At 68.5% G+C, this 16,980-nt stretch carries 17 protein-coding genes, 4 tRNA genes and 1 riboswitch; of the genes, 7 read left to right on the plus strand and 14 right to left on the minus strand.

Translation table 11 applies throughout. The features are described 5' to 3' along the window. Nucleotides 1-16: 16 nt before the first annotated feature. From ABE957_RS12280 to uvrY, 6 genes are all read right to left on the minus strand, one after another. Nucleotides 17-103: transfer RNA gene (locus tag ABE957_RS12280), tRNA-Leu, on the minus strand. Between the two features lie 32 nt (nt 104-135). Beyond that, nucleotides 136-209 (minus strand) — tRNA-Cys (locus ABE957_RS12285). Nucleotides 210-235: 26 nt separating this feature from the next. Further along, nucleotides 236-310: transfer RNA gene (locus ABE957_RS12290), tRNA-Gly, on the minus strand. A gap of 73 nt (nt 311-383) precedes the next feature. After that, nucleotides 384-935, minus strand: a complete 552-nt coding sequence (pgsA, locus tag ABE957_RS12295; protein ID WP_349758981.1) for a CDP-diacylglycerol--glycerol-3-phosphate 3-phosphatidyltransferase — start codon at nt 933-935, stop codon at nt 384-386. A gap of 64 nt (nt 936-999) precedes the next feature. After that, nucleotides 1,000-2,814, minus strand: a complete 1,815-nt coding sequence (gene uvrC / locus ABE957_RS12300; RefSeq protein ID WP_349758982.1) for an excinuclease ABC subunit UvrC — start codon at nt 2,812-2,814, stop codon at nt 1,000-1,002. 67 nt (nt 2,815-2,881) lie between these two features. Next, a complete protein-coding gene (gene uvrY, locus ABE957_RS12305; RefSeq protein ID WP_349758983.1) occupies nt 2,882-3,529 on the minus strand; it encodes a UvrY/SirA/GacA family response regulator transcription factor in 648 nt (215 codons plus the stop codon). A gap of 226 nt (nt 3,530-3,755) precedes the next feature. On the opposite strand from uvrY, the gene ABE957_RS12310 reads away from it, so the two are divergent. The 3 genes from ABE957_RS12310 (at nt 3,756) to ABE957_RS12320 (ending at nt 6,397) form a co-directional block, all read left to right on the plus strand. Continuing rightward, nucleotides 3,756-3,831: transfer RNA gene (locus ABE957_RS12310), tRNA-Ala, on the plus strand. A gap of 268 nt (nt 3,832-4,099) precedes the next feature. Then, nucleotides 4,100-5,203 (plus strand): DUF4236 domain-containing protein, encoded by a 1,104-nt coding sequence (locus ABE957_RS12315; protein ID WP_349758984.1) that lies wholly within the window; start codon nt 4,100-4,102, stop codon nt 5,201-5,203. Nucleotides 5,204-5,290: 87 nt separating this feature from the next. Then, nucleotides 5,291-6,397: a Glu/Leu/Phe/Val family dehydrogenase gene (locus ABE957_RS12320; protein WP_349758985.1), complete on the plus strand. Its 1,107-nt coding sequence runs from the start codon at nt 5,291-5,293 to the stop codon at nt 6,395-6,397. A gap of 57 nt (nt 6,398-6,454) precedes the next feature. Here ABE957_RS12320 and ABE957_RS12325 read toward each other — a convergent pair whose 3' ends face one another. The 7 genes from ABE957_RS12325 to argF all read right to left on the minus strand — a co-directional run bounded on the left by ABE957_RS12325 (nt 6,455) and on the right by argF (nt 12,537). Continuing rightward, nucleotides 6,455-7,504 carry a proline racemase family protein gene (locus ABE957_RS12325; RefSeq protein WP_349758986.1) on the minus strand — a complete coding sequence of 350 codons (1,050 nt, stop codon included), beginning with the start codon at nt 7,502-7,504 and terminating at the stop codon, nt 6,455-6,457. After that, entirely contained in the window at nt 7,501-8,637 is a 1,137-nt protein-coding gene (locus tag ABE957_RS12330; RefSeq protein WP_349759049.1) for an alcohol dehydrogenase catalytic domain-containing protein, read from the minus strand. The genes ABE957_RS12325 and ABE957_RS12330 overlap by 4 nt, the downstream gene beginning before the upstream one ends. Nucleotides 8,638-8,781: 144 nt before the next feature. Then, complete coding sequence (locus ABE957_RS12335; RefSeq protein ID WP_349758987.1) at nt 8,782-9,582, minus strand: thiazole synthase; 801 nt, start codon at nt 9,580-9,582, stop codon at nt 8,782-8,784. Further along, entirely contained in the window at nt 9,582-9,791 is a 210-nt protein-coding gene (gene thiS, locus ABE957_RS12340) for a sulfur carrier protein ThiS (protein WP_349758988.1), read from the minus strand. Before thiS ends, ABE957_RS12335 begins: the two co-directional genes overlap by 1 nt. Next, nucleotides 9,788-10,888, minus strand: a complete 1,101-nt coding sequence (gene thiO, locus ABE957_RS12345) for a glycine oxidase ThiO (RefSeq protein ID WP_349758989.1) — start codon at nt 10,886-10,888, stop codon at nt 9,788-9,790. Before thiO ends, thiS begins: the two co-directional genes overlap by 4 nt. Nucleotides 10,889-10,957: 69 nt before the next feature. Further along, a riboswitch (TPP riboswitch) is annotated at nt 10,958-11,080 on the minus strand. Nucleotides 11,081-11,211: 131 nt separating this feature from the next. After that, nucleotides 11,212-11,517, minus strand: a complete 306-nt coding sequence (locus ABE957_RS12350; RefSeq protein ID WP_349758990.1) for a hypothetical protein — start codon at nt 11,515-11,517, stop codon at nt 11,212-11,214. Nucleotides 11,518-11,616: 99 nt separating this feature from the next. Beyond that, nucleotides 11,617-12,537 carry an ornithine carbamoyltransferase gene (gene argF, locus ABE957_RS12355; protein ID WP_349758991.1) on the minus strand — a complete coding sequence of 307 codons (921 nt, stop codon included), beginning with the start codon at nt 12,535-12,537 and terminating at the stop codon, nt 11,617-11,619. 174 nt (nt 12,538-12,711) lie between these two features. Here argF and grxD point away from each other — a divergent pair, with 174 nt between their 5' ends. Continuing rightward, nucleotides 12,712-13,062 carry a Grx4 family monothiol glutaredoxin gene (gene grxD, locus ABE957_RS12360; RefSeq protein WP_089849176.1) on the plus strand — a complete coding sequence of 117 codons (351 nt, stop codon included), beginning with the start codon at nt 12,712-12,714 and terminating at the stop codon, nt 13,060-13,062. 91 nt (nt 13,063-13,153) lie between these two features. On the opposite strand, the gene rnt is transcribed toward grxD, so the two are convergent. Beyond that, a complete protein-coding gene (rnt, locus tag ABE957_RS12365) occupies nt 13,154-13,819 on the minus strand; it encodes a ribonuclease T (protein ID WP_349758992.1) in 666 nt (221 codons plus the stop codon). Between the two features lie 147 nt (nt 13,820-13,966). Between rnt and ABE957_RS12370 the strand changes: the two genes are divergently transcribed. From ABE957_RS12370 to ABE957_RS12380, 3 genes are all read left to right on the plus strand, one after another. Then, nucleotides 13,967-15,187, plus strand: a complete 1,221-nt coding sequence (locus ABE957_RS12370) for an argininosuccinate synthase (protein WP_349758993.1) — start codon at nt 13,967-13,969, stop codon at nt 15,185-15,187. Between the two features lie 49 nt (nt 15,188-15,236). Continuing rightward, the gene (locus ABE957_RS12375; protein WP_349758994.1) at nt 15,237-15,551 is read left to right on the plus strand and encodes an HlyU family transcriptional regulator; all 315 of its coding nucleotides are present in this window, start codon (nt 15,237-15,239) and stop codon (nt 15,549-15,551) included. A gap of 293 nt (nt 15,552-15,844) precedes the next feature. Next, nucleotides 15,845-16,975: a DUF294 nucleotidyltransferase-like domain-containing protein gene (locus ABE957_RS12380; RefSeq protein ID WP_349758995.1), complete on the plus strand. Its 1,131-nt coding sequence runs from the start codon at nt 15,845-15,847 to the stop codon at nt 16,973-16,975. The last annotated feature ends 5 nt before the right edge of the window (nt 16,976-16,980 follow it).

Here is a 16,980-nt window from a genome sequence, read left to right on the forward strand (position 1 = left end):
GAGAGTGCTAGTGAGCTGGTGCCCGGAGCCGGGCTCGAACCGGCACGGTGTTGCCACCGAGGGATTTTAAGTCCCTTGCGTCTACCAATTTCGCCATCCGGGCGGCTCGGTCACGAGCGGGCAACCAGGGAATAGTGGAGGCTGGAGTCGGAATCGAACCGGCGTACACGGAGTTGCAGTCCGCTGCATAACCACTCTGCCATCCAGCCTCATGAGTCTTTCCATTCGTGGGGAATGGAGCGGGAAACGAGATTCGAACTCGCGACCCTCGCCTTGGCAAGGCGATGCTCTACCACTGAGCTATTCCCGCCTGACTCGAGTGCGTATTATACGGATAAGTCGGTGACTGTCAAACGCTTTTCGATCTCTTGAGCGCCAGCCCCTCAGCGCATGGAGCTGCTGAGGTGTGGCCAGGCCGCGCGCAGGTAGAGGATCATCGACCACAGCGTGAGCAGGGCCGCCACGTGCAGGGTCACCACGCCGAGCATGGCGATCGGCGTGCCCGGGGTGAAGGCCAGCAGCAGCAGCAGGGCGGTCATCTGCAGCGTGGTCTTGACCTTGCCGATCCAGGAGACGGCCACCTGGCCGCGCTTGCCCATCTCGGCCATCCACTCGCGCAGCGCGGAGATGACGATCTCGCGGCCGATGATCACCAGCGCCGGCAGGGTCAGCCAGATGACGTCGTAGCGCTCGATCAGCAGCGCCAGGGCTACCGCGACCATCAGCTTGTCGGCCACCGGGTCGAGGAAGGCGCCGAAGGGGGTGGACTGGTCCCAGCGGCGGGCCAGGTAGCCGTCGAGCCAGTCGGTCACGGCGGCCAGGGCAAACAGCGCGGCGGCCAGCGGCATGCTCCAGGAGAAGGGCAGATAGAACAGCACCACCAGCAGCGGGATGAAGACGATTCTGGCCAGGGTGAGCAGGTTGGGTATGTTCATCGGGAGATGCGGTCCTTGCCTTGGGTGCCGGGAAAGTCACTCATTCTATCCGCCCGCGCTCGGGTCATCCATGCAGGGCGCGATGAATCGTCTCGGCCAGCGTCGCGCTGATGCCGGGAACCCGGGCCAGCTCTTCGCGATTGGCCTGCTTGACGCCGTGCAGGCCGCCGAAGAAGCGCAGCAGTTCGCGGCGCCGGCGCGGGCCGACCCCCGGGATGTCCTGCAGGGTCGAGGTGCGCCGCGTCTTGTCGCGCCGCGCCCGGTGGCCGGCGATAGCGAAGCGGTGGGACTCGTCGCGGATATGCTGGATCAGGTGCAGGGCGGGCGAGGCGCCATCGAGGTCCAGGCTGCGATCGACGGTCTCGACGAACAGCGTCTCGAGGCCCGCCTTGCGGGTGGTGCCCTTGGCTACGCCGAGCAGCGTGACGCCGGTGACGCCGAGCTCGGCGAAGACCTCGCGGGCCATGTTCAGCTGCCCCTTGCCACCATCGACGATCAGGATGTCCGGCCGCTCGCCCTGGCCCTCGGCCAGGCGCCGGAAGCGGCGCGTCAGTGCCTGGCGCATGGCGGCGTAATCGTCGCCGGCAGCCACGCCCTCGATGTTGAAGCGCCGGTAGTCGGACTTGCGGGGGCCGTTCTCGTCGAACACCACGCAGGAGGCCACGGTCGCCTCGCCGTGGCTGTGGCTGATGTCAAAGCACTCCAGCCGCCGCGGGGCTTGCTCGAGACCCAGGGCCTCGCGCAGGGCGGCGAAGCGCTTCGCCAGCTGGTTCTGGCTCGCCAGCTGGCTGGCCAGCTGCTGCTCGGCGTTGGTGCGGGCCAGTTCCCGCCACTGGGCGCGATGGCCGCGCACCTGATCGGTCACGCGGATGCGCTTGCCGGCGCGCTCACTCAGCGCCTGGGCGATCAGCTCGGCCTCCGGGACCGGATGGCTGGTGATCACCTCGGCGGGGATCTCCCGCGCCTGCCCCAGGTAGAACTGGCTGAGGAAGTCGCCAAGCAGCGCCTCGGGCCCCAGGTCGAGCCCGTTGGGCGGGGCGTGGTGACGCGCCCCCAGCAGGCGGCCCTGGCGCATCGTGAGCACCGAGATGCAGAGTGCGCCGGGGCGGCTGGCCAAGGCGAAGACGTCGGCGTCGCCGTTACCGGTGTCGACGAACTGGCGCTGCTGCAGCTGGCGCAGGTCCTGGACCTGGTCGCGCAGCCGGGCGGCCTCCTCGAAGTCCAGATGGGCGCTGGCGGCCTCCATGGCCTCGGTCAGCTCCCGGGTCACCGCCTCGCTCTTGCCCTCCAGGCACATCACCGCATGCTCCAGGTCGCGGCGGTAGTCCGCTTCGCTGATAAAGTCCACGCAGGGCGCGCTGCAGCGCTGGATCTGGTACTGCAGGCAGGGCCGGGTGCGATGGGCGAAGACGCTGTCCTCGCAGTTACGGATGCGAAAGATCTTCTGCATCAGCGACAGGCTCTCGCGCACGGCGCCGCTGCTGGGATAGGGGCCGAGGTAGCGCCCGTCGTCTCGACGCACTCGGGCGCGCTTGTACTCCAGGGCCGGGAAGGGGTGGCGGTCGGTGACGAAGATGAAGGGGTAGGACTTGTCGTCGCGCAGCAGGATGTTATAGGGCGGCCGCAGCTCCTTGATCAGCGTCTGCTCGAGGATCAGCGCCTCGGTCTCGCTGTTGGTGACCGTGACCTGGATGTCGGCGATGCGGCCCACCAGGGCCTGGGTCTTGGCGTTGTGCGCGCCCCGGAAGTAGCTCGCCAGGCGTGCCCGCAGCCGCCGGGCCTTGCCCACGTAGAGGGTCTCGCCCTGCTCGTCGAGCATGCGATAGACCCCGGGTGACTGGCTGACGCTGCCGAGGAAGTCGCGGGAATCGAAGCTCATGGGTGCGGCGTGCCGGAAGAGGGAAACGAGTCAGTGATTCTACCAGATTCGACCGCGCCTCAAGGACTCAGTCGGCGTCGCTGAAGCCGTCGACCAGGCCGTGGCGCAGGCCGAGGTGGGTCAGCTCCACGTCGGAGGCCACGCCGAGTTTCTCGAAGATCCGGTAGCGGTAGGTGTTGACGGTCTTGGGACTGAGGAACATGCGATCGGCGATATCGGCGACGCGCTGGCAGTTGACCACCATCATGGCCACCTGGAGTTCGCGCTGGGAGAGCTGATCGAAGGGGTTGTCCGGCGCGTCGATGCGCGACAGCACCAACCGCTGGGCGATCTCCGGGCTGACATAGCGCTTGCCATCGAACACGCAGTGGATGGCCTCGACCATCTCATCCTGCTGGCAGCCCTTGCTGATGAAGCCGTGGGCGCCGGCTTCCAGCAGCCGTTGGGCGAAGGTCTCCTCGATGAAGGCCGTCAGCACCAGGATGCGGATATCGCTGGTGAATCGCTGGATCTTGCGGGTGGCCTCCAGCCCGCCGATGCCGGGCATGCGGATGTCCATCAGCACGATATCCGGCTCGAGCGCGCGTGCCTGGCTGATCGCTTCCTCGCCATTGGCTGCTTCACCGACCACGCGGATCCCGCGCTCGGCATTCAGCAGGTGGGCGATGCTGGTCCGTACCAGGTGGTGGTCATCGGCGACGAGAACCCTGATCACTCGGACGCTCCTGAAGCTGGTGGGTGAGAGTCGGCGCGAGGCGAGTGCGGGAGAAGGGCTCGCCTGCATGTCGACTGGCCGGACGGCAAAGGACGATTAGGATGCCACATTCTGTGTCTAAGTGTAATTGGCGTAAGGGCGAAGCCGTAGAAATGCCATCCAGGGCTTGACGCACGCCAAGGAGTTCCGTACTATTCGTCTCGTTCTCGCAAGGCGGGAACGACGTGGGGCCTTAGCTCAGCTGGGAGAGCGCAACACTGGCAGTGTTGAGGTCAGCGGTTCGATCCCGCTAGGCTCCACCAACAAGTTACAGAGAATCAGCCGCTTGGCGCAATGCGCCAGGCGGCTTTTTCGTGCCTGCTCGTGAGTGAGAAAACGGCAGCGCCGCGTTACCGGGGCCTCCCGGCGGGTCCTCTCAGCGGGTCCTGCCCGCGTTCCGTCGGTCGAGGCCGGGCGGATCGTCAACGCGGCGTTTGGATCACGGCGTTTTCCCCTAATGGCGCCCTTACTTCATGACCCATAGGCGGTACAGTAGGCCATTGCTATGGACAGGCCGTCGGGGAGATCACCGTGGAGTTTCGCTTCCAGCGTCGTATTCGTCTCGCACCCGGCGTGCGTCTCAACACCACGCGCCTGCGTCCCGGTCTCTCGCTGGGTCCGCCCGGTATCAGCCTGCTGGTTGGGCGGGGGGAGGCGGGCGAGGCGCTGCCGGTCGATCTGGAGATTACCGCCAGCGGAGAGATTCGCTACCGGCATGTCGATGGCACGCGAATGACCACGGCTGAGGCCAGAGAGGTACGGCGCGGCGCCGAGGCGGAGCTGCGTGAGGCCCTCGGCGCGCACTGCGAGGACCTCAACGCGCAGCTCGACCGGCTTGGCCGTCTGCATGAGCAGACGCCGGCCCCGGATGCCACCGGCTATCGGCCGCGCAGCTACCCGGAGCCGCCTCCGGTGCCGGTGGCCGAGGCGCGCCCCGCCTGGTGGCAGGGCCTCTGGGCGCCGGCCCGCCAGCGGCACGACCGCGAGAACGCCCGGCGCCAGGCGGACCATGCGGAGGCCTATCGTGCCTGGGAGTGGCGCAAGGCGGAATTCGACGCCCGGGAGTTCCAGCGCCAGCAGCGCGAGGACGAGGCGAGCTGGGACGACCCCGACGCCATGCAGCAGACGCTGGTCGAGCGCCTGGAGGAGTTCGACTGGCCGCGCGAGACGCTGATCGATTTCGCGCTGGTCGACGACTACCGCACCATCGCCCTGGATATCGACCTGCCCGGTGAGGAGGAGATGCCCGACCGCCGCTGGAGCATGCCCGCCAAGCGCATCAAGCTGTCGCCGCACCGGCTCACGGTCACGCGACAGCGCCAGCTCTACCGGGATTACCTGCATGGCGTGGCCTTTCGCGTGATCGGGGCGGCCTTCGCGCGGCTGCCGCGCATCGAGCTGGCGCTGGTCTCGGGCTATCGGCGCCTCGATGACCCGGCCGCCGATGGCGGCGAGCGCCGCTACCTGTTCAGCGTCAAGGTGAGTCGCGAGCAGTGGCAGGGCCTCGCCTTCGATGAGCTGGCGAGTCTCGATCCCGGCGAGGCCCTGGCAGGCTTCTCCCTGCGCCGCGAGATGACGCGGAGCGGCGAGCTCTGTGATATTACCCCCTTCGAACCCGATTGGCGCTGGCGCTAGGCGACCCTCGGGGAGGCGCGCGGGCCTCCCGGCGCGGATGATCCCTGCTAGCTTGACGTCAGGGGCGTCACGACGGGGGATACGCTGATGGACGATGCCTTCGAGCTTGCCGATGCGCTGGGGCCCGAGAAGGTGCTCTACCTGCAGGACCCTGGGGCCGGACTTCGGGCGATCCTGGTGATCGACAACGTGGCGGCCGGCCCGGCCCTCGGCGGGACGCGCATGGCGCCCGACGTTAGCCTCGCGGAGTGTGCGCGACTGGCGCGTGCCATGACGCTCAAGAATGCCGCGGCCTCCTTGCCGCATGGCGGGGCCAAGGCGGTGATCTTTGCCGACCCGAAGATGGCGATCGCCGACAAGGAGCGGCTGGTGCGGGCCTACGCCCATGCCCTGAAGGACGTGCGGGATTACATCCCGGGGCCGGACATGGGCACCGACGAGATCGCCATGGCCTGGGTGCACGACACGACCGGCCGTGCCGTGGGGCTGCCCCGGGAGATCGGCGGCATTCCCCTGGACGAGATCGGCGCCACCGGCTTCGGGCTGGCCGTCGCCCTCGAGGCGGCCGAGCCCTTCGGGGCGGTCCCGATCGCCGGGGCTCGCGTCGCCCTGCAGGGATTCGGCGCGGTCGGCATGCATGCCGCCCGCCATCTGGTCGAGCGGGGCAGCCGGATCGTGGCGGTCTCGGACTCGGCGGGCAGCATTCACCGTGACGAGGGCCTCGACGTGTCGGCGCTGATCGACTGGAAGCGGCAGGGGCGGTCGGTGGCGGACTTTTCGGAGGGAGAAGCGAGGTCGCGTGACGCCATCATCGATGTCGACTGCGATATCTGGATCCCCGCGGCGCGGCCTGACGTCATCCACGCGGGCAATGTCGAGCGCCTGCGGGCCCGCGTCGTGTTGGAAGGGGCCAACATCCCGCTGACCGAGGACGCCGAGCGGCGGCTGGCCGAGCGCGGCGTGGTGGTGCTGCCGGACTTCATCGTCAATGCCGGCGGGGTGATCTGCTCGGCGGTCGAGTACCGGGGCGGGCGCGAAGGCGAGGCCCTGGCGATCATCGCCGAGAAGCTCCGCACCAACGTCGCGGCGGTGTTGCACCGGGCCGAGCAGGGCCAGGTGCTGCCCCGCGAGGCCGCCGTGGCGATGGCCAGGGAGCGGGTCCTGGCCGCCATGCGCTATCGTCGCACCTACTGAGGGTGCCACCTGCCGGTCCGAAACCGACAGGCGGCGCGGCGTCGTTGCGCGCGGTGCTCAGTCGGCCTCGGTTCGGCCGGTGGTCAGGATATGGTGCAGGCCGGCGCACTCCACCAGTGGGTCCGTGCAGTTGACCACGATGTCGGAGTGCGCGAGCACGTAGCTCTTGCCGGTGATGGAGTTCTCCACCACCGTCAGGGGGCCCTCCTGGTGGGTGCTGATGAATTCGCCGATGAAGCCGGTCTCGCGCAGCGAGATGGTCTCCAGGCGATCGCCCGGCTGGATGCGCCCTTCATGGTGCATCAGCGCCAGGCGCGCCGAGGTGCCCGTGCCGGTGGTGCTGCGACAGATCACGCCCGGATGCACGTAGGTGGTCGAACGGGAGCGATAGTAGCCGTCGGCGACCTGCTCGACGGGCCCCATGAAGTGCAGGAAGGGCAGGGGGCCCACGTCGCCCAGGGTGTAGTGCGAGAAGCCGCGCTCGGCCTGGATCGCCTCGACGATCCGGTGGGCGCAGTCGGCCAGCGCCCGCTCCTCCTCGCGCACCAGCGAGAAGCCGAGCTCCGTGGCGTCCACCAGGGCATAGAAGCCGCCGCTGTAGGCCACGCTGTAAGTCACGTCGCCGAGCCTGGGCACGTGGATGCTGGCGCGGTAGGTGTCGATATAGCTCGGCAGCCCCGCGCAGGTGATCGCCTCCACCACACCGTTCTCGACCAGCGCCTCGATCTGCACCAGTCCCGCCGGCGACTCGAGCGTGAACTGCTGGCGTCCCTCCCGCTTGGCCACCAGACCGCTCTCCAGTACCGCCGTGGCGGTGCAGATGGTGTTGGAGCCGGAATAGATGGGGTAGCCCATCACCTCCATGATGATGTAGCCCGCCACGGCCCTCGGGTCGCTGGGGGGGACGAGCAGATCCACCGACATCTCGGGGATGCCGTAGGGCTCCTCCAGCAGCAGGCGGCGCAGGCCGTCGGCGTCGTCGCGCAGGTAGTGCATCTGGTCGCGGACGGTGGCGCCGGGCAGCGGGGTGATACCGCCGACGACGATGCGGCTGACGTCGCCGCCGGCGTGGGTGTCGATCAGTTGCAGGGTCAGGGGCTGGCTCATGCGGGTTCCTCGAGCGCGAAAGGCGCGCCATGTTCGGTCCATTCGGCATCCGGCACGATCACGATCTTGCCCAGGTAGCCGCTGCCGCGGTTGACGAAGTAACGCTCGGCCTCATGGAGTTCGGAGAGCCGGAAGGCGGCGTGCAGCACCGGTCGGAGTTCACCCGAGCGTATCCAGGCCACCAGCTGCTCGGCCTCCTCGCGGGTGCCGTGGGAGACGCCGAAGATCTGGACCTGATAGAGATAGATACGCGTCCACATCAGCTCGCTCACGTTGCCGCCGCTGGCGCCGGCGATGGAGAGTCGCGGATAGGTGCTGCGCCTGGCCATGTCGACGATCATGGTGTCGATGAAGCGGTCGGTCATCTCGCCGCCCACCAGATCCATCACCGCATCGATGGGGGCGCCGTCGGTGGCCTCGAGGACGCGCTCGACGAAGCGCGGTAGGTCGCCGCGATCGATGACCGCCTCGGCGCCGAGTGCCCGCAGGGCGTCGGCCTTGCTCGGCTGGCTCACCGCGTAGGGGATGGCGCCGACGATCCGACATAGCTGGATCAGTGCCGTGCCCACGCCGCCGCTGGCGCCGGTGACCAGCACCCGCTCGCCGGCGGCGACGCGCGCCGAGGTCATCATGTGGTAGGCGGTCTGGTAGGAGCACATGCCCATCGCGGCGAGCTCGGCATCGGCGAGCTCGGGGTTGGGCACGTGGTGAAACTGGTCTGCCGGCACGGCGATGTACTCGGCGAAGCCGCCGTCGGCGCCGTGGCCGTAGTAGTCCGGCATCAGGTTGAGATCGCGGCGCTCATCGGGGTAGAGGTTGAAGTCGAGCAGGCCGCGCTCGCCGATGCGCGAGGCCGGCACGCCCCCGCCCACGGCGACGACGCGCCCGGCCACGTCGGCCCCCTGGATGCGCGGGAAGGTCAGGGTCGGCGAGCCGCCCATGGCGAAGGAGGTCACCTCGCCCTTGTCCTTGGTGGGGTAGAGGCCCTCGCGGGCCTTGCGGTCGGTGTTGTTCTTGGCCGTCGCCGTGACCTTCACCAGCACCTCGCCGCGGGCCGGGGCCGGCACGGGCACGTCGATGCGATAGGCCAGGCGGTCGACGTCGCCATGCCCGGTCAGCAGCATGGCCGCCATGGTCTGGGGAACGCGTTCGCTGCTCACGGGGTGCCTCCTGTCGTCGCTGTCGATTCGACCCGACGATAGCAGACTTCCCCGACCCGGCGTCATCCCTTTCGGCCGCTGCGCGGGTCGGTTCGTCGGTGGCTGCGGCGCTGCCCGTCAGCCGCCGCTATGCCAGAACGGCTGCCCCACCGTCGGCGTGCTGGGGCTGGCGGTCTGGCGCTGCTGCATCAGTCCGGCGCGATACGCCTTGCGCCCGGCAGCGATCGCCTCGGCGAAGGCCTCGGCCATCAGCGCCGGCCGGTGGGCCTTGGCCACGGCGGTGTTGAGCAGCACCCCGTCGAAGCCCATCTCCATGGCCTCGGCGGCCTGGGAGGGGGCGCCGAGGCCGGCGTCGATGATCAGCGGCACGTCGAGGCGCTGGCGAAGTGTCTGCAGGGCGTAGCGATTCATCAGGCCGCGGCCGGTGCCGATGGGCGCGCCCCAGGGCATCAGCGCCTGGCAGCCCGCGTCGCGCAGGCGCTGGCAGAGCACCAGGTCGTCGGTGCAGTAGGGCAGCACCTTGAAGCCGTCGTCGATCAGCGTCCGGCAGGCCTCCAGCAGGCCGAAGGGGTCCGGCTGCAGGTTGTAGTCGTCGCCGATCACCTCGACCTTGATCCAGGGCGTGTCGAACATCTCCCGGGACATCTGGGCCAGGGTGATGGCCTCCCGGGCCGAGCGGCAGCCGGCGGTGTTGGGCAGCAGCCGGCAGCCGCTGTCGCGCAGGATCTGCCAGAAGGCGTCGCCGTCGCCCTCGGCGGGATTCTGGCGGCGCAGCCCCAGGGTCACCATGTCGCAGCCGGCGGCCTGAATGGACTCCTGCATCACCGCGGGCGACGAGTAGAGGGCCGTGCCCAGCAGGAAGCGGCTGGAGAAGGTCTCGCCGTAGAGAGTCAGGATGTCGTCGTGTGATACGTTCATCAGCCGCCTCCCACCGGGGCCACGATATCGATGCGATCGCGGTCCCTAAGGACCCGCTCGGGGTAGGCCGAGCGGGGCACGAACTCGCCGTTGATCGCCACGGCGACGCGACGCTCCGTGTAGTGCCAGGCGTCCAGGGCGTCCGCCAGCGCCGTGTCGGCCGGCAGGCGGGTGGCCTCGTCGTTGAGGCTCAGGGTGATCTCGTTCATGCAGCGCTCTCCTGGGGGGGATGTCCCGTCAGGGTCTCGGCGAAGGGCGTCTCGCCCCGGCCGCGGATGGTGGCCAGCAGGTGGCAGGCCACCGCCGGTGCCAGCAGGTAGCCGTGGCGGAACAGGCCGTTGGCGGTGATCAGGCCGTCACGCTGGGTGACATGGGGAAGGTTGTCCCGGAAGGCGGGGCGCAGGTTGACCCCCTGTTCCAGGATGCGTGCCTCGGCGAAGGCCGGCGACAGGGTGTAGAGGGCGCTGCCCAGCTCCAGGGAGGACTGCAGCGAGACGGGAGAGCGGTCCTCGCTCTCGATCTGGGTGGCGCCGATGACGAAGCGCTGGTCGGGCTTGGGGACCACATAGAGCTGGTAGCGCGGATGCATCAGGCGCACCGGGCGCGAGAGCCGAATCTCCGCGGTCTGCACGTGCAGCGTCTCGCCGCGCACGCCGCGCAGGCTGGCGTGGTGCTGGCGGGCGCCGGTGCCGCGACAGTCGACGACCAGGTCGAAGGCGCGCCGGCCGTCGCGGGTCTCGATCTCCCCGGGGAAGGTGTCCACCGGGCAGTGGGCGTGGCAGGTGCCGCCCAGGCGGCGGATCTCGGCCAGCAGCCGCTCGAGCAGGGCGCGGTTGTCCAGGTGGGCCTCGTCCGGCAGGTAGAGGCCCTGGCGGAAGCCCGCCGCCAGGTCGGGCTCCAGCCGGTGGATCTCGGCGTCGTCCAGCGCCTGGCAGGCCGGCTCGTCGCCGAGCACGTGGGTGAGGTCGCGGCGGAACTGGGTGAGTTCCCCCATGTCCTGGGCGTGGGCCACCATCAGGCTGCCCTGATGGTGCCACAGGGCGGTAGCGTCGAGCGCCTCAAGCCAGCGCGGCCACTGGGCCAGGGCGAACTGACCCATCTCATAGACGCTGCGCTCGGAGACCGCCGTCTCGCACAGCGGCGCGACCATGCCGGCCGCCGTCCAGGCGGCCGCGGCGGGCTGTTCCAGGTCGCCGGCGTCATAGAGGGTGACGGCATGGCCGTCGCGAAGGAGTTGCCAGGCGACCAGGCGGCCCAGCAGGCCGGCGCCGGCCACGGCGATGGTACTCTCGGTGGGGTGTGTCATGGCGTTGTCCATCCAGCAGAAGACGTGGAGGAACAGGCTGGATGACGAAAGGGGGCTGCTAGCTGCTAGACGATACGACAGCTTGTTCCCTCCGCAGGCATCAACCTGATCAGGTTCAACGGGTTCGGCCGTACCGATCTCAGCCCCCGTGCACGTCTCCATGAGCGTACCGGGGCTCCCCGACAAGTCGTCACAACCTAACCAAAAATGCCCGGGCGCGCAATCACGTGCGCGCCCGGGCATTTTTCTGGGCCTGGTCTTAAGGGCTTGGTCTTCAGGTCTGGTCTCGAGGCTGGTCTCGATACGCTAGCCCGGCATCGGGCTCAGGCGCAGTCGGCGGCCCCTTCGCCGAACATGTCGAACAGCAGCTCGCGGCCGAGGCCGGTGAGTACCAGGCGCTGCTGGTCGTTCCAGGTGGCGGCCTGGCTGTTCTCGAGGATCGTCTGGCAGGGCGCCCAGTCGCTGGTGGCCGCATCCAGGGTCTTCAGGGCCCGGCGATCGAGGCCGCGATGGCTGATGGTGACCGTCTCGAGCACATGGCCGTGGCGATAGAGCATGGCGGCCATGTGGGAGAGGCACTGGCGCAGGCTGCGCTGCATGCCGCTGGGGCTGGGGTGGGAATGATTCATGCTGCCGCATCTCCTGAGCGGGATTGCTGCGGCGCATTATACATGCGACGAAGGTCGATGTCATACCAAGGTATAAGACGACCCTCGTCGCGTCCTTCGTCAGCTCTCCACGCGTCCCAGCAGCAGGAACTCGAGCAGCGCCTTCTGGGCGTGCAGGCGGTTGCCCGCCTCCTGCCAGACCACGGCGCGCGGGTCGTCGAGCAGGGTGTCGCTGATCTCCTCGCCGCGGTGGGCGGGCAGGCAATGCAGGAAGAGAGCGTCTTCCCGGGCCCGATCGAGCAGCTCCTCGGTGACCTGCAGGCCGGCGAAGTCCGCCTCGCGCTTGGCCTGCTCCTCTTCCTGGCCCATGGAGGCCCAGACGTCGGTGGTGATCAGGTCGGCCTGGGCGACGGCTTCCCTGGGGTCGCGCACGATGCTCACCCGGTCGCCGGCGGCATCGAGGATGTCCTGGCGCGGCTCGTAGCCCTCGGGACAGCAGATGCGCAGCCGGAAGTCGAACTGGCGGGCGGCGTTGATCCAGGAGTGGCACATGTTGTTGCCATCGCCGATCCACACGGCGGTGCGATCCTTGACGCTGCCGCGCAGCTCTGTCCAGGTCATCACGTCGGCGAGCAGCTGGCAGGGGTGGTAGTCGTCGGTTAGGGCGTTGATGACCGGCACCGCGCTTGCCGAGGCGAAGTCTGCAAGCCCCTGGTGGGAGAAGGTGCGGATCATCACCGCGTCGACCATCTCCGAGAGCACGCGGGCGGTGTCGCCGATCGGCTCGCCGCGGCCGAGCTGGGTGTCGCGCGACGACAGGAACAGCGCGTGGCCGCCGAACTGCGCCATGGCGGTCTCGAAGGAGACCCGGGTGCGCGTCGAGGATTTCTCGAAGATCATCGCCAGGGTTCGATTGGCGAACGGGGTATAGGTGGGCCCGTGGGTCTTCAGGCCGTTCTTGATCGAGATGGCGCGCTGGATCAGGTAGCGCAGCTCGTCCGGACTGAGGTCAAGCAGGGTGAGAAAATGGCGGATGGCCATGGGGTCGCTCCACGGGGAAAAACGACCATCCTAGCCAGCCCACGGGGGATGCGCAACGCGCCCGGCATCAGTAGAATGACCCTCATCCACAAGGCCGACCCGCGCGCTCGGGTATTGCCCGAACCCCACCGGGTCCCCGGCACACGAGTCCAGTAAACGAGTAAGGGAGACGTCATGAGCACTACCGTCGAGAACATTCAGCGCCAGATCGGCGAGAACCCCATCCTGATCTACATGAAGGGCACGCCCCAGCTGCCGCAGTGCGGTTTCTCCGCACAGACCGTCCAGGCCCTGATGGCCTGCGGCGAGCGCTTTGCCTTCGTCAACGTGCTGGACAACCCGGACATCCGCGCCGAGCTGCCCAAGGTCGCCAACTGGCCGACCTTCCCGCAGCTGTGGGTCGAGGGCGAGCTGGTCGGCGGCTGCGACATCGTCGCCGAGATGCACCAGTCCGGCGAGCTGGAGACGCTGGTCAAGGCCGCGGCCGCGCGCGCCCAGGAAGGCGAGGGCGACGCTCAGGCCTGAGAGCCGGCGACACCACCGCCGCCCATGAAAAACCCCCGTCGGCGTACCGGCGGGGGTTTTTCATGCGCTTAGCCGAATGCGGCGGCCGGCCTCAGGCCTCTTCCATGCCCTGCTCGCGCTGTGCCAGGTCCCAGCCGCCCAGGTCCTTGTAGCGATTGACCATGGCGCAGAACAGCTCGGCGGTGCGCTCGGTATCGTAGCGGGCCGAGTGGGCGGCGCTGTTGTCGAACTCGATGCCGGCGGCGCGGCAGGCGCGGGCCAGTACGGTCTGGCCGTAGACCAGGCCGGCCAACGAGGCGGTATCGAAGCTCGAGAAGGGATGGAAGGGGTTGCGCTTGATGCCGCAGCGCGCCACTGCCGCGTTCAAAAAGCCGTGATCGAAGGCCGCGTTGTGGCCGACCAGCACGGCGCGGGTGCAGCCGTGGGACTTGATGGCCTTGCGCACCGGGCGGAAGATCTCGCCCAGCGCCTCGGCTTCGCTGACCGCGACCTGCTGGCGCAGCGGGTCATCGAGGCGGATGCCGGTGAAGTCCAGGGCCGACTGTTCCACGTTGGCCCCGGCGAAGGGCGTGACATGGTAGGCATAGGTGGCATCGGGCAGCAGGTTGCCTTCCGGGTCCATGGTCAGGGTTACCGCGGCGATCTCCAGGATCGCATCGCCTTGCGCGTTGAAGCCGCCGGTCTCCAGGTCCACCACCACGGGCAGGAAGCTGCGGAACCGCTGCGCCATGAGTTCGCGGGCCATCGCCTCGCTCATGCACCTCTCCTTGTCTGGGGCATCGTTTCTCTAAACCGCGGCAGTCTACCAGCTTGGCCGCAGCGCGTCCCGTCGCCGGTGTTCGCTGGAGGCTCGTCGCGCTATAATCGCTCCCTTTCATGATCGTTAGCCAAAAGGAGCCTCAGCATGTCCGATGTCAAGAAGGTCGTGCTCGCCTATTCCGGCGGCCTGGACACGTCCGTCATCGTCAAGTGGTTGCAGGAAACCTATGACTGTGAGGTCGTGACCTTCACCGCGGACATCGGCCAGGGCGAGGAAGTCGAACCCGCGCGCGCCAAGGCCGAGGCCCTGGGCGTCAAGGAGATCTACATCGAGGATCTGCGCGAGGAGTTCGTGCGTGATTACGTCTATCCGATGTTCCGCGCCAACACCATCTACGAGGGCGAGTACCTGCTCGGCACCTCCATCGCACGCCCGCTGATCGCCCGTCGCCTGATCGAGATCGCCAACCAGACCGGCGCCGACGCCATCTCCCACGGCGCCACCGGCAAGGGCAACGACCAGGTCCGCTTCGAGCTCGGCGCCTACGCGCTGAAGCCGGGCGTCAAGGTGATCGCCCCGTGGCGCGAGTGGGACCTTAACTCCCGCGAGAAGCTGATGGCCTACTGCGATCAGCACGACATCCCGGTGGACTTCTCTTCCAAGAAGAAGAAGTCGCCGTACTCCATGGACGCCAACCTGCTGCACATCTCCTACGAGGGCGGCATCCTCGAGGATCCCTGGGCCGAGGCCGAGGAGGACATGTGGCGCTGGAGCGTCTCGCCGGAGGCCGCGCCCGATCAGCCCACCTACGTCGAGCTGACCTTCGAGCACGGCGACATCGTGGCCATCGACGGCGTGCCGATGAAGCCCCATGAAGTGCTCGAGAAGCTCAACAAGATGGGCGGCGACAACGGCATCGGCCGCCTCGACATCGTCGAGAACCGCTACGTGGGCATGAAGTCGCGCGGCTGCTACGAGACCCCGGGGGGCAGCATCATGCTGCGCGCCCACCGCGCCATCGAGTCGCTGACGCTGGACCGCGAGGAGGCGCACCTCAAGGACGAGCTGATGCCCAAGTACGCCGAGGTGATCTACAACGGCTACTGGTGGAGCCCGGAGCGTCGCATGCTGCAGGCCGCCATCGACGAGACCCAGAAGAACGTCTCCGGCGTGGTGCGCATGAAGCTCTACAAGGGCAGCGCCATCGTCGCCGGTCGCAAGTCCGACGCCTCGCTCTTCGACGAGTCCATCGCCACCTTCGAAGACGATGCCGGCGCCTACGACCAGAAGGATGCCGAGGGCTTCATCAAGCTCAACGCCTTGCGCCTGCGTATCGCCGCCGGCAAGGGTCGCCGTCAGGATTGAGCCACCCCGACGCCGGCCTCGTGCCGGCGTCTTGCTTTCAGGAGGTTCCATGCTGAAGAAGCTGCTGTCCGGCCTGTTCGGTGGCAACGAGGGCGAGCCGAAGGGCGCGCCCGCCGCCGAGCCGGTCGAATACAAGGGCTATCTGATCGTCTCCGAGCCCGCCGACCAGGGGGGGCAGTATCGCGTCAGCGGCTGGATCCGCCGGCCGGTGCCCTCGAGCGAAGGGCAGGCCGGCGAGATGCTCGAGCACCGCTTCGAGCGCTCCGACATGGTGCCCGGGCGCGAGGCCTGCGACGCCCTGATGGTCCGCAAGGCCGAGCGCTTCATCGACGAGGTCGGCGACGACATGTTCTCGCCGCGCTGAGCGGCGCCCGCGGTGCCACTCCGACGACGCCCCCGCCGGTGGGGCGCGTCTTTCTCTTCTTGAACGCCCTCTTTGAAAGTCCCTGCTGAAAGCCGTTGTTAAACGCCTTCCTTAACCGCCCTCTGCTGTCCTGGCCCCCACGGCCATCGCCTCCCCATCATCGCCTCCCCATCATCGCTTTCCTGTCATCGGCTGCCTGCCCCCATCGCCTTGGCCTTTCGCCCAAGTGTGGCGAACCAATGCGCTCGTTAGACTCGAGGCACTGCCGATTCGTGACATGACACGGAGAGTCCATGCGCCTGTTGCACCGTTCCTCGTCCTGGCGGGCGCTGTTCGCCGACGAGGCACACCCCGACCCCGCGACCTGGCCCGCGCTGCTGGATCCGCTGCGCGCCGCCCTCGAGCGCCTCGGCCCGCATCCCGACCTCGCCGCGGCCCATGCCTGGCAGGGTGAGCTCGTGACGGCACTCGAGCGCCTCGACCTGCCCGCCGGGCGCATTAGTCAGCTGATCAGCGACCACAACGACGGGCTCTATCGGCGCGCCATCGAGCTCTCGCTTTCCGAGATGCGGGCGCAGGGCTGGGGGGCGCCGCCGGCGGCCTTCTGCGTGCTGGTGCTGGGCTCGGGCGCACGTCACGAGAGCCTGCTGGCGCCGGATCAGGACAACGCCATGATCATCGCCGACTACCCGGATGCGCGGCATACCGAGATCGACGGCTACTTTCAGTCGCTGGGCGAGCGCTTCACCGCGCGCCTCGATGCGGCGGGCATTCCGCTCTGCCAGGGGCACGTCATGGCGCGCTTTCCGATGTGGCGCAAGCGGCTCTCGGAGTGGCGGGCGCAGCTCGAGATCTGGACGGCGGAGCGGCGCATCAAGCGCGTACAGCAGGCCAACATCCTGCTCGATTTCCGTCCGCTCTTCGGTGAGCCGGCGCTGGCCGAGGGGCTGGCCGAGCAGGTGGCCAATCGCCTGACCGCCGCGCACCTGTTCCTCGACGAGATGGCCAGCCTGCTCGACGAGCTGCCGGTGGCCCTGGACCGTCTCGGCCGGCTGCACGGCGACGCCGAGGACGCGCCCCACGAGCGCGCCATCAACCTCAAGCGCCAGGGCGTGCTGCCGCTGGTCGGCGCGGTGCGCCTGCTGGCGCTTCGCCACGGCGTTCGCCCGCCGGATACCCGCGCGCGCCTGGTCGCGTTGGTGATGTGCGAGGCGCTCGCCGCCGAGCAGGCCGAGGCGCTGATCGCCGCACTCGAGCGGCTGCAGGGACTGATCCTGGCGGAGCAGCGCCTGGCGCTGGCCGAGGGGCGCACGCCGGATGGCTGGGTGGATACCACCCGGTTGCGTGAGGATCAGCGCCTGCTGCTGCGACACGATCTGCGCGAGATCCGCGCGCTGCTGCGTCGCGCCCGACGGGCGGGCTGAGTCGC

This window comes from Halomonas pelophila (genome assembly GCF_040196315.1).
Classification (GTDB): Bacteria; Pseudomonadota; Gammaproteobacteria; order Pseudomonadales; family Halomonadaceae; genus Halomonas; species Halomonas pelophila.

Coding starts and splice junctions, on each gene's coding strand:
- pgsA (WP_349758981.1), bottom strand. CDS start 935: ATGAACATACCCAACCTGCTCACCCTGGCCAGAATCGTCTTCATCCCG.
- uvrC (WP_349758982.1), bottom strand. CDS start 2,814: ATGAGCTTCGATTCCCGCGACTTCCTCGGCAGCGTCAGCCAGTCACCC.
- ABE957_RS12320 (WP_349758985.1), top strand. CDS start 5,291: ATGGACGATGCCTTCGAGCTTGCCGATGCGCTGGGGCCCGAGAAGGTG.
- ABE957_RS12325 (WP_349758986.1), bottom strand. CDS start 7,504: ATGAGCCAGCCCCTGACCCTGCAACTGATCGACACCCACGCCGGCGGC.
- ABE957_RS12330 (WP_349759049.1), bottom strand. CDS start 8,637: ATGGCGGCCATGCTGCTGACCGGGCATGGCGACGTCGACCGCCTGGCC.
- ABE957_RS12335 (WP_349758987.1), bottom strand. CDS start 9,582: ATGAACGTATCACACGACGACATCCTGACTCTCTACGGCGAGACCTTC.
- thiS (WP_349758988.1), bottom strand. CDS start 9,791: ATGAACGAGATCACCCTGAGCCTCAACGACGAGGCCACCCGCCTGCCG.
- thiO (WP_349758989.1), bottom strand. CDS start 10,888: ATGACACACCCCACCGAGAGTACCATCGCCGTGGCCGGCGCCGGCCTG.
- ABE957_RS12350 (WP_349758990.1), bottom strand. CDS start 11,517: ATGAATCATTCCCACCCCAGCCCCAGCGGCATGCAGCGCAGCCTGCGC.
- argF (WP_349758991.1), bottom strand. CDS start 12,537: ATGGCCATCCGCCATTTTCTCACCCTGCTTGACCTCAGTCCGGACGAG.
- grxD (WP_089849176.1), top strand. CDS start 12,712: ATGAGCACTACCGTCGAGAACATTCAGCGCCAGATCGGCGAGAACCCC.
- rnt (WP_349758992.1), bottom strand. CDS start 13,819: ATGAGCGAGGCGATGGCCCGCGAACTCATGGCGCAGCGGTTCCGCAGC.
- ABE957_RS12370 (WP_349758993.1), top strand. CDS start 13,967: ATGTCCGATGTCAAGAAGGTCGTGCTCGCCTATTCCGGCGGCCTGGAC.
- ABE957_RS12375 (WP_349758994.1), top strand. CDS start 15,237: ATGCTGAAGAAGCTGCTGTCCGGCCTGTTCGGTGGCAACGAGGGCGAG.
- ABE957_RS12380 (WP_349758995.1), top strand. CDS start 15,845: ATGCGCCTGTTGCACCGTTCCTCGTCCTGGCGGGCGCTGTTCGCCGAC.